Genomic DNA, 3,409 nt, shown 5'->3' on the forward strand with positions numbered 1-3,409 from the left:
TTCTCCGTCATCGAGCAAAACCTCTTCGATTATTCCATCATTAGGTGCAGTAATAGTAGTTTCCATTTTCATAGCTTCAATGACAAATAGAGGCTGGTTTTCCTTCACCTGATCACCCTTCCTCACCATTAACTGAGCCAATCGGCCTTGTAATGGGGACCCGATCTCATTTTCCACAAGTGCCTTTCTATGGGCTACCTTAGCAGTCTTTACCGAATGATCTTTTACATGAATTCTTCTAATTTGTCCATTCAATTCAAAAGTAACTATGCGAATTCCATCTTCATTTGGCTCAGAAACATAGGACATCCGAACAAGCACTTTTTTCCCATGGCTAATTTGGACAATAATTTCCTCATCTGGTTTCAAACCATAAAAGAATGCCGTCGTTGGCAAATGTCTCACATTACCATACTGCTCTTTATGTCTATAAAAATCCTCAAAAACTTTAGGATAGAGAGAATAAGAAAGAAAGTCCAGGAAACTACAGCTCTCATCAAATTGCTCCTGGAAAGCTTTAAATTCAGAATCAAAATCAACAGGTTCCAGATGAGCGTTTGGTCTATCGGTAAATGGTTTTTGACCTTTTAATACCAATTGGCTTATTTCTTCAGGAAAGCCTCCTACGGGCTGGCCTAACTCTCCCTTAAATAAACCAACTACTGATTCAGGGAAGGCCAGAGCATGTCCTTTTTCCATGACCTCCCCAGCTGTTAAATCATTAGAAGTCATAAAAAGCGCCATATCTCCAACCACTTTGGAAGAAGGTGTTACTTTAATTATATCTCCAAAAAGCTTATTAACTACTTCATAATTCTTTTTTACTTGGTCAAATTTCCCCTCCAGGCCAAGTGCCCTTGCCTGAGGTCTCAGATTAGAATACTGACCACCAGGTATTTCATGGTCATAAACTTCAGCTGTACCCATTTTCAAGCCTGATTCAAAAGGATAATAATACTCTCGAACATCCTCCCAATAAGCGGCATATTGATTTAACTTCTTCACATCAAAAGAATTCTCCCTTTCATGACCTTTCATCACCGCCGCAAGTGAATTAAAGTTGGGCTGAGAGGTCAATCCGGACATTGAACTCAATGCCACATCCACCACATCTACTCCAGCTTCAATGGCTTTAATATAAGTCGCCGATTGAACGGAGGAAGTATCATGAGTGTGCAAGTGGATAGGAATATCCACCACTTTTTTCAACTCACTTACCAATAATTCAGCTGCAAAAGGCTTCAATAAACCAGCCATATCCTTAATAGCCAAAATATGCGCTCCCTCATCCTCTAACTGACGGGCAAAATCCAGATAGTACTGTAGAGAATATTTTTTGTTTTCTGGATTCAAAATATCCCCTGTATAACAAAGAGATGCCTCAGCCAATGCCCCTGTTCTTTCACGCACGGCTTTAATGCTCACTTTCATGGCCTCAAGCCAATTTAATGAATCAAAAATTCTGAATATATCAATACCATTTTCCCAAGCTTTCTCAATAAATTTTTCTATTAAATTGTCAGGGTAAGGTTTATAACCTACAGCGTTAGACCCCCTAATCAACATTTGCAAAAGAATATTAGGGATCGATTCTCGTAACTTCTGTAATCGCCTCCAAGGGTCTTCCTTCAAAAAACGAAGGGCTACATCAAAGGTAGCTCCTCCCCAAACCTCCATAGAAAATACTTCAGGGTGATTTTTAGCAAACCCTTCAGCCACCTTCAGCATATCGTGAGTTCTTATACGAGTGGCCAACAACGATTGATGAGCATCCCTGAAAGTTGTGTCTGTAAAATGGACCTTCGAATCATTCTTCAACCAATCTACAAACTTCTCTCGCCCTAATGCATTTAACTTATCTTTGGTGCCTTCCGGGAAAGGTCCTAGGCGATCATATTCCGGCACTTTTGGAGTATGAAATACCTTATTAGCATCTACCGTTTTAATATCAGGGTTCCCATTGACGGTCACATTGGCCAAATAACGCAGCAGCTTTGTCCCTCTGTCTCTTTTCTTTTTAATGTTAAAAAGTTCAGGATGATTGCCAATAAACTGTACGGTAGCTTCTCCTCGGGTAAAACTGGGATGAGCTATGACATTCTCCAAAAAACCTATATTGGTTTTTACACCACGAACACGAAACTCTGATAATGCCCGCTGTAATCGCTTTGCCGCTCCTTTTAAAGTTCGTCCAGAAGCAGAAACTTTCACTAACATGGAATCAAAGAAAGGAGAAACCACCATCCCTTGGTAAGTACTGCCCTCATCCAAACGAATTCCAAAACCACCTGCATTTCGGTAGGCTATAATTCTACCGTAATCAGGCTGAAAATTATTTTCCGGATCTTCAGTAGTGATACGGCATTGAATAGCATATCCATTGCACTGAACATCCTCTTGGCCATGAATAAAGATCTTGCGGCTGGATAATTTATAGCCCCTGGCAATTTCAATTTGAGAACGTACAATATCGATCCCAGTTATTTCCTCGGTAATTGTATGCTCCACTTGAACTCGTGGGTTCACCTCAATAAAATAAATACTTTCATCCTTATCTACCAGAAACTCGACTGTACCAGCATTATTGTAGTTTACTTGACGTGCAATTGCTAATGCATGGTTATAAATTTTTTCCTTTGTCTCAGCTTTTAATGTGGTACATGGAGCTACTTCCACTACCTTTTGAAAACGCCGTTGTACTGAACAATCCCTCTCATACAGATGTACAATATTTCCATAATTGTCTCCAAGAATCTGAACTTCTATATGCTTAGGGTTATCAATAAATTTTTCAAGAAAGACTGTATCATCTCCAAAGGCCTTCAGTGCCTCATTTTGAGCTTCTCCATATGCTTTTTTGAGCTCATCTTCATTCCGTACCACCCGCATACCTCTACCCCCACCTCCAGCAGCCGCCTTTAACATTAATGGAAATCCTATTCGTTTGGCTTCCTCCAAAGCTATTTCCAAGTTAGTTAATGCTCTTTTACTGTCTTCAATTATGGGTACGTTGGCCTCTATGGCTATCTTTTTTGCTGCTACCTTATCTCCCAGCTTTTCCATGACCTCCGGTTCAGGCCCCACAAAAATAATCCCCTCTTCCCTGCAACGTTTAGCCAGATTTACATTTTCCGATAAAAAACCATAACCAGGATGTATGGCATTGACCTGCTCTCGTTTTGCCAAGGCAATAATTTCCTCCACATCCAAATAGGGCTTTAGAGGTTCGTTTTCGGTCCCTATTTGATAGGCTTCATCTGCTTTATACCGGTGCAATGAGTAACGGTCCTCGTAAGTATATAGGGCAACAGTTCTAATTTTTAATTCTGAAGCTGCACGTAATATTCGAATGGCAATTTCCCCCCGATTGGCAACCAAAATTTTATCAATGGCTTTTAGCTCTTCCTGC

1 protein-coding gene is annotated in these 3,409 nt (G+C 40.3%); it reads right to left on the bottom strand.

All coding sequences use genetic code 11. The features are described from left to right. Positions 1 to 3,409: pyruvate carboxylase (locus E1171_RS04440; protein WP_155204495.1), on the bottom strand; the 3,409-nt coding region annotated here is incomplete at both ends.

The sequence above is a fragment of the Xanthovirga aplysinae genome, from assembly GCF_009711365.1.
Classification (GTDB): domain Bacteria; phylum Bacteroidota; class Bacteroidia; order Cytophagales; family Cyclobacteriaceae; genus Xanthovirga; species Xanthovirga aplysinae.